This window comes from Xenorhabdus innexi (assembly GCF_002632485.1).
Classification (GTDB): domain Bacteria; phylum Pseudomonadota; class Gammaproteobacteria; order Enterobacterales; family Enterobacteriaceae; genus Xenorhabdus; species Xenorhabdus innexi.
On record NZ_NIBU01000099.1, the window covers coordinates 1 to 7,824 of the forward strand.

A 7,824-nucleotide genomic window follows, 5' to 3' on the forward strand; every position below is an offset into this window, starting at 1 on the left:
AGGTTAACGGGATAATTAAAAATATTCAATAATAAAATCAAATGAATGCGACAACGAAAACAACGACCTGCCATTCAAAACTTGTTTTTGTGTGGCGGGTTGCTGTTGACCAACGAGCGAATGCGAGGCGGTAGGTTTTGATCAAATTACAGAATACACATAAGTTCCCACCTTACAAGTTTACAGCCAGTTTTAATCCGCTCTTTCAATCCTGGGGGCGCTAACTCTCAGCTTCCCTGTACCGGCACTGCACTTGCTTAGGTGGTTCACTCCAAGCTGGGCTATCTGCACGAACTCCCGTTTAGCCCGACTATCACGCCTGTTCAGGTAACTGCTCTCTTGAATCTAACCCTGACAGACACGCAAAAACGCCACTGGCGATAGCCATTGGTAACTGTTTTTTGCTAAGGAAGATTATCCAAGTCTTGATATTTCAGGTTATAACACGCTACACTGAAAGAATAGATTTTGGTGACTGCGCTCTTCCGAAGCCAGTTACCTCGGTTCAAAGAGTTGGTAGCTCTAAGAACCATGGAGAACCACCGTTGGTAGCGGTGGTTCTTTTATTCAAGATTACGCTTAAACTATATAAAACGTCAAGCAAGGTTACTTTAGCGTGGAAACCGTTGCTTTTGATGTAATATCCTCATAATTCTAATGATACGACCATCCGTATCGTAATAAATATTAAAAGATATATCTGCTAATATTAAGCAGTAACCTTTCCATCCCTTTTTTACCACTCCGAGAAAAGGTTGAGATTCTAGTAATTCACATTGCTTATCAAATATAGAATCTGTTTTTTCAGCCGCTACTGGATTGAATTCATATAAGTATTCAAAAATACTTTCGCGATCATCCAGCGCGTCCTCTTCCCATACAATTTCCGCCATCCCATCTCCTTATTCTTCATTATCTACTAGCTTAAATACAACACACCCATTTGTCGAATAATCCAAACTTTCATCATCACATTCTTTTTTTATTGGTAACGCATTATCATCATCAGTAAATCTAAAATGTCCTTTTTTTAGAGTGTACCTTACCAATCCGGTAACAGCTCCCTCCTTACCTGTAACAGTGAAACCACTATCATTTACAACTTTAATCATCCATCGATCTGTGTCACTATCGTGTAAAATATCAACCTTACCACCCATACCAACACCAATTATATCCATAACAACCGACGAAATCCTAACTGAAAACTCCTGAGTTTCGCTAGACTTCTTATACGTCTGTGAAACAACTATATCCGCCTCACTACCTCTACGAGATGAAACCCTTGTATTCTTGTGCTGACTTTCAAATGCCATATAACACCTCTATTTCTTGTTAACACAAACTCATTATAGATCGTTACAAAACACAGATCTATAGATCTTTAATATACCAAAGATACTCCACACTAACTCCATCACTACTACGTGCGTACAACTTACATTATCCATAATGTTATGTGATTCGCTTATTACATAAAAAACAATAAAATCAATGGATAAGAAATTCAATTTTCTTTATTAAGTAAAGAAAGTTTTTTTATCTATTATTATACACTATAATGTACGCACACTTGTGCTAACAACATAAAGGTGGATAAGGAGAAATAAAATGCAAACAAGAATTCATTTTCGTATAAACGAAGATATAAAACAGTTAGCTCATAAGGCAGCTGAGCGAAAAGGCTTAACCCTTAGTGATGCATGTAGATCATTTACAGAAGAACTAGCAGAAGAACAAAAAAAAATAGAAGAACACGAAAACTGGTTAAAAAGAGAAGTTGATTCTGCATTCGATAAGTTATCAAATGGTGATGCTGTTTTCTTTAGTAAAGAAGAGACAAGAAGCATTATGGAAGAGAGAAAAAATAGAATAAGAGAAAAATATAAAGCTATCGCATAATTTAAATACTTATAATCCCTTTTATGTTAAACGGGCGAGTTGGTTAGCTAAAATCGCCCGTTAATCCCTATCAAAGCTCCTTAAAACGATCCTATAAAACACCCAAATCTACGCTGAAAATATAGTGATTTTAATTTGGGGAGTCTGACGCTCAATGGAACGAAAACTCGCTTTAGGCGAGAAAAACCGTATAAAAAATAACACACCTCACTCACGGGCAAATTCCTCATAAGTTTTAAAGTCAAAAAAACGGTCTGTCATGTCAGGCGATAAGGGCTGTAAACGCCCGCCAATCGAGGCAGCATCAACGGCATAAAATATGCGTTTAACCCTGTCCCGTAACTGCGAGTCAGGGAACAGATACACCACACCCGCCCAATGATTCACGGTTATCTGATTCAGATAGATTTCAACGATGTCGCGGTAGCGTTTCGGGGACTTAGACACACGCTCCACTTCCACCGCCCAGATGTTCCCCTCCTTACGCATCAGCCCGTCAGGGTATTTTTGCCCCTTTTCCAGTTTGAGATTGCTGGTCGGTTTCCATTGATACCCCTGATGTCTGGCCGCAAGGCTTAACCGCTGCACATCAAATCGGTGCTCCAGCGTACTTAACGTGATTTTTGACGGCTCAAACGCTTTCAGCTTAAACGGGTCGTCATGGTCATCCAAGACCATGACAGCCCCGTGCTGGGTAATGCCATACACGTTAAACGGTCTGTAACCGCCTAAATCCACTTTTTCGGTACTCAGTAACCCTTTAGCACACATCCGGTTTAACGCCGTGTACACGGTACTGGTCGCCGTATAATTCAGTACCCTGCTCAGGATTTCCGCCGTTGAATAGATTTCATCTTTCAGGAACCGCAAAATAGCCTGCTCGTTATCCTGTTTTTTTGCCATACGCTCTTTATAGGAGCGGATAAAATTATCGCCACCCATTGTCATCACGACTCTCTCGGTTAAAGTGTGTCTGTGCCACAGACTCGGTGATAGCCTCTTCACGTTGCGGTATTTCTCCGGCATTTTCAGGAGAGGATGAAACAGGCTCACCCGCTGAAAAAAGAAAATCAGGCTGCTTGAGAACTGGGTATTCGGTTAATGCAATCTCGCGTCGCGCGGCCTGAATCGGTTTGCTATACGCAATCCGTGCCAGCCCGACACCGATCATCACGGCCGCGCCATCGGGCAGGTGCTGAATGGTGTTGGTGTCTATCAGTTCACGTTTTTCTTTAAATACGGTGGTGTCGGTGCTCATCAGTTCAACATTGCCGGTCTCCGTGGTCACGTTGCGCCGTTCACTGTCGACCAGTATTTGCCCCGTTTGCTTGCTTGCCCACTCTGCCACCTTGTAATCTTTCATGCGGTAAATCCATTTAATCGGCGTGTTGTCTGTCACCGTCGCCTGGGCAACTTCCGGCTTCATATCAGCACCACACTGACCAAAGTCACCGAGAGACTGGTGCGTCAGCAGAATATTACAGTTCTTGTCACGCACCGTGCCGAGGGCTTCCAGACTGGATTTTGAAAGCAGGTACTTAAACTCATCGAGAAAAATATTAACGTGCGTGGTTTCATGAAAACGGTCACGCTCCTCGATAATCTGTAAGCAACGCACAAACAACATTTTTTGCAGCATGATCACCGATTCATCACGCAGAGAACCGACAACATACAGACAACCGCCATTAAGAATAAAATCCTTTAAATCAACCCCATCACGGGTTTGTAAAACAGACAATGCGCACAATTCCTGTAACAGCGTCATAAAACCACTGGCGGACTCCCTGACCTTTTGCGGCAAACGTTGCGCCGCTTCAAGCAGGGCAGCGACATCGGTACCTTGTTCAAACTGGGACGACAGCATTCGAACCGCTTGGCGGTCATTGTCACGGTAAAAATCCGCATTATCGCCACGCCGTCCGAGACTGAAGCCCGATACCAGCAATTCATTGAGCTGATAAGAGGACAGATCACGGAAAATATTCAGTTGTGCAGGTTTACCTTGGCGTAAATCCAGCAGTAAAAATTTATCAGACTGCCCTTTGAGAACATGCGGGGCAAATTCATCATTCTTCGGATCAAAAACGATGACCGTGTCATTAAAAATTCCGGCACACTGCGCCAGAGCACAACAGGCCAGCACACCTTTACCACTGCCGACTGAACCCATTATCTGAACATTGGATTTCACCCATATCTTGCGCGGGATAGTGATAGGGTGGCGTTTCTCATCCAGTCCGAGGAATACGGCATCTTTAGCCGCCGCCATGTCAAAATAATCAACCGGATTAAAATCAGGCACAGAGGCAAATTGCAGTGAACGGGCGTCAGAAAGTTCACCCGTTCGCCCTTTGTGCTTATTCCGCTTTTCAATGATAACGCGGTTAATGTCTGCATCTTTTCTCGCCATAACGTCACGGATAAAAATAAAGTAAACCAGACTCGATACAATCCCCCCTGCCACCAGAGAACCAGCCAGCCAGCACACCGGATAAAAACGGTTTTCACTCAACAATAACTCAAACGTGACTTTTTCATTGATGATAAAGCAGGCAAAAACTAACAGGAGATAAGCTAAGGCAGTGAAACCAAACAACGCGCTCACCAGTGACATAAACACTCTTGAAATCCAGCGTGTTGCATAAATACGTTTGGACGGATTGTCCAGATTCGCTTTCTGACGCCACACTAACGGGATGGTTTTCCCATCACCCGTTTTGTTGTGCAATTGCGCTTTTCGAATCGCCTCACTGCTCACACCCAGCAGGCTATAAGCATGTAGTGTCCGGCTAAAAGTAAAAAAGACAAAACTAAAAACAAACCCGCAAACCGCAACCGCCAGCCAGTCCGCTTCAATGACAGAAAACGCGAACGGATACGCTTTCAGAACAGAATACAACGCCGATGATAAAGACATACTCTCCCTCTTTTTGGTGAAATTCTCGCGCCCCAGCGTGAGAAAGAGGCTCAGCACGCCCAAGCGTGTAAGCCTCGGTTTCATACTTTCGCATTGCGTCCAGCTTGCGAAAGTACACAAGAAACAATCTGCCCCAGCAGATTTTTCGCCGTGCCATAAAGCACAACGAACCTGCCCCAGCAGGTGAGAGAAAAACACAACCCCAGTTGTGATTTTTCGGTGGGCTGCGCCCCGTCAGAGTGAATGCCAGTGAGCGCATGACCAAAATGAAAAACCGTGAAACGTTAGGTGCGTTCAGCGCCGTAGTTTTTGATTTTGGTCATGCGTGAGCATGACGGGGCGCGGGTGAATTTCTGACGTTGGCGGCGTCCAGCCGACATAAGACAGAAAGAGGGGGAAAATGAATGTTGGCAGGCGTCCAGACTGACATAAATGAATTTTTCCCTTTGTTGTTTTCGTAGCCCTAGCGAAGAAAATAACCATGCCGACAGGCATAAAGATAGCTATATAATATAGATGTTTAAATAAATTGTTAAGTAAAAAAGGTATCTTATATAGCTATTGAGTGACCGTGCAAAACATGAAGTTCGGTAGATATTCCGCTTCCTCGCCCACTCGCTCGCTACGCTCGGTCGTTAGGCTGCGGCGAGCAGACGGTGCTAAAAAAAACAATGTTCTTTAGCTAACGTCAAAAAACAAAAAAGCCCCAAAAAGGGGCTGTTATCTGATATAGGTTATCTGGTGCACTCAGGATCAAAGCAAACCATTTTTCTTTTTGTGGTAATACCAACGGCGACTAATTCCTAGTGACTCCCACGGCTTGAGTGTTCTCTCTGAGTTTGGGATCGCGCCGCGCTTTGATTTACGCCCTCTGGCTGCCTGAATCTCTGGCGTATGCGTGTCTGCAACATACTGCTCGAACGCCTTTTCACTCATGCGTTGGTATGTCCACTTGGCAATGCTACGCCCGATACAGGCGCATTCCGGCAGTGATAGCGGGTTGGTCAGTTGAACATTGTACATTTCTACACGCTGAATGACGGCCAGTTGCCACTGGGAAAAATGAGGATACCCCTGCCTAATAGCCCTGTAAGCCCATCTGCGCGTTTTTTCGAATAATTCACAGTTACGCCCTAGTCCGTAATTAAAATCGTTTACGCGGGATTCTGGGACGTTCAAATCAACATAATCGGCAAGTTCGTCCAGCGTGTAGACGGCCTGACGCCATGTTGTCACCTGCCAGTGCAGGTTAAGAGGGTTTTTGCAAATCAGTCCGCTGTAATTCACATCGGCACGGAGTTTCGCACACAAGCCACGCTCTACCGATGCCGCATATTTCAGGGCTTTGATACTGGCATCGGGGGCCGTTCTGACGGCGGTTTGCAACCCATAAAGCAGATGGGCATGTCCGTTCGTCTGGTTCTTTACCGTGATGTTGGGGGCGGGCGCGTTGCTGTCCGTCCAGTCTATCGCCGCACCAACGCGATCAACATCAAACACAAACCAGAAAGCCGCATGAGGGGGATTGTGTTGGATGTAACGGGCGAGCTTGGCCACATCGGCGTTATTGATACGCAACCCAGAGAGTAAATCATCCGTGTGATAGGGTTTTCGGGGCAGATGGTCGGCAAAATAATCCAGTGCAAAACTAGTCATTTATGGCTGCGCTTATGGCGGGGGGTTGTCTCTGTCTGTACATGTGCTAAACTCTTGTTAAGTTTTGAGCCTGCGCCCTCGTGAATTGTGAGTCTACCGCCAAGTTGATACACAATTTCGGGGGCGTATGTGTTTATAGTTTAAAACTACTCTGCAATAATCATTTTGTCTAATCATCAAACTGTGGGCAATTGATGCTATCTGCCTAATATACCTTTTAAAAACAGCGCGTAACTTTTACCTATTTCATTTCAGACAAATGCCCACACAGTCACAAAAAAGCATTAAGACTTTGCGATCATAAATCGTTTCGAGGTTTGCGTTCTATCAGGTTGCCAATGTCATCGAAATAACGACTGGGCCATATTTCGGAGGGATGAAGCTTGAGGTAGTCGGCAATTATCCATTCACCTTTTGGCCAAGGTCGAATCAGGGTATTGGCTAATGTGGATGAACTTAACCCTGCTTTACGGGAGATTGCTGCTAAGGTAGTTCCTTGTTTACGTAAGGTGGCAATGATATCGGCAGGATGCCAGTCTTTTTTTTGTACGCTCATATTCTACTTTCCTCTTTTGGATGGAAAAAGTCAGAGACGCAGTACCGGAATGCTTAATTCTGTCTAATTTGTTACAGCAAAGGCATAGACAAACACACTGGCAGAAAATCCTGCCAGCGGAACACTCTACAAGGCTGCGACCCCTTGGTTATCAGCTTAAACCAATAACATTTTTAGATTACTTAGTTAGATAAAAACCTAATTTATTAGATTATGTAATTTCTTTTACCGTGCTAATTTCCAGTTCTCTGCTTAATTTTCGCAATTTTTCAATGATGGCATTAATACAACTGTGAATATGCCTGACATTATTCTCGATATCAGATTGGTTACAGAGATATTCAGCGCATTTGATAAGATCACAGGAATCTCGCGCCAGTGCGTAAGCATCCATTTCAGTTTGATAAACAAAGAGTTTAGCCATGCTTTACCTCGGTACTGTGAGGTAAGACGACGGCAGGTACAGAGGAACACCATCGGAAAAGATTCATTTTTGTTTTCTCCTTTTAGTGGTGGCAGTTCAAACAGGGTTCGCAGTACCGGGAGTGTTCTTCCAGCGAGGCTAAAGCCTCCCCTGCCTGAACCACCATAGAAAAGGCGAAAACAGGCACACTGGTATATTTATTTAATACCAGTGGAACACTCTAGGGCTGCGACCCCCTAACTATCGGATTTTGCCAATAGCGTTATCAGGTTAACGGGATAATTAAAAATATTCAATAATAAAATCAAATGAATGCGACAACGAAAACAACGACCTGCCATTCAAAACTTGTTTTTGTGTGGCGGG

8 protein-coding genes are annotated in these 7,824 nt (G+C 44.2%); 1 reads left to right on the plus strand and 7 read right to left on the minus strand.

The genetic code is table 11. The features are described 5' to 3' along the window. Positions 1 to 611 precede the first annotated feature (611 nt). Entirely contained in the window at positions 612 to 893 is a 282-nt protein-coding gene (locus tag Xinn_RS19305) for a type II toxin-antitoxin system RelE/ParE family toxin (protein WP_086956828.1), read from the minus strand. 9 nt (positions 894 to 902) lie between these two features. Beyond that, on the minus strand, positions 903 to 1,316 hold the full coding sequence (locus Xinn_RS19310; RefSeq protein ID WP_086956829.1) for a hypothetical protein: 414 nt from the start codon (positions 1,314 to 1,316) through the stop codon (positions 903 to 905). 295 nt (positions 1,317 to 1,611) lie between these two features. Between Xinn_RS19310 and Xinn_RS19315 the strand changes: the two genes are divergently transcribed. Further along, on the plus strand, positions 1,612 to 1,902 hold the full coding sequence (locus Xinn_RS19315) for a type II toxin-antitoxin system RelB/DinJ family antitoxin (RefSeq protein WP_099137758.1): 291 nt from the start codon (positions 1,612 to 1,614) through the stop codon (positions 1,900 to 1,902). A 207-nt stretch (positions 1,903 to 2,109) separates the two neighbouring features. On the opposite strand, the gene Xinn_RS19320 is transcribed toward Xinn_RS19315, so the two are convergent. The 5 genes from Xinn_RS19320 to Xinn_RS19340 all read right to left on the minus strand — a co-directional run bounded on the left by Xinn_RS19320 (position 2,110) and on the right by Xinn_RS19340 (position 7,458). Further along, positions 2,110 to 2,850 carry a replication-relaxation family protein gene (locus Xinn_RS19320; RefSeq protein ID WP_169923629.1) on the minus strand — a complete coding sequence of 247 codons (741 nt, stop codon included), beginning with the start codon at positions 2,848 to 2,850 and terminating at the stop codon, positions 2,110 to 2,112. Further along, entirely contained in the window at positions 2,831 to 4,822 is a 1,992-nt protein-coding gene (locus Xinn_RS19325) for a type IV secretory system conjugative DNA transfer family protein (protein ID WP_169923630.1), read from the minus strand. Before Xinn_RS19325 ends, Xinn_RS19320 begins: the two co-directional genes overlap by 20 nt. Before the next feature lie 753 nt (positions 4,823 to 5,575). Further along, complete coding sequence (locus tag Xinn_RS19330) at positions 5,576 to 6,478, minus strand: replication initiation protein (protein WP_086956825.1); 903 nt, start codon at positions 6,476 to 6,478, stop codon at positions 5,576 to 5,578. Between the two features lie 298 nt (positions 6,479 to 6,776). Continuing rightward, complete coding sequence (locus Xinn_RS19335) at positions 6,777 to 7,034, minus strand: helix-turn-helix domain-containing protein (RefSeq protein ID WP_086956826.1); 258 nt, start codon at positions 7,032 to 7,034, stop codon at positions 6,777 to 6,779. 211 nt (positions 7,035 to 7,245) lie between these two features. Beyond that, positions 7,246 to 7,458, minus strand: coding sequence for a hypothetical protein (locus tag Xinn_RS19340; RefSeq protein WP_086956827.1), 213 nt, complete (start codon positions 7,456 to 7,458; stop codon positions 7,246 to 7,248). Positions 7,459 to 7,824: the final 366 nt, after the last annotated feature.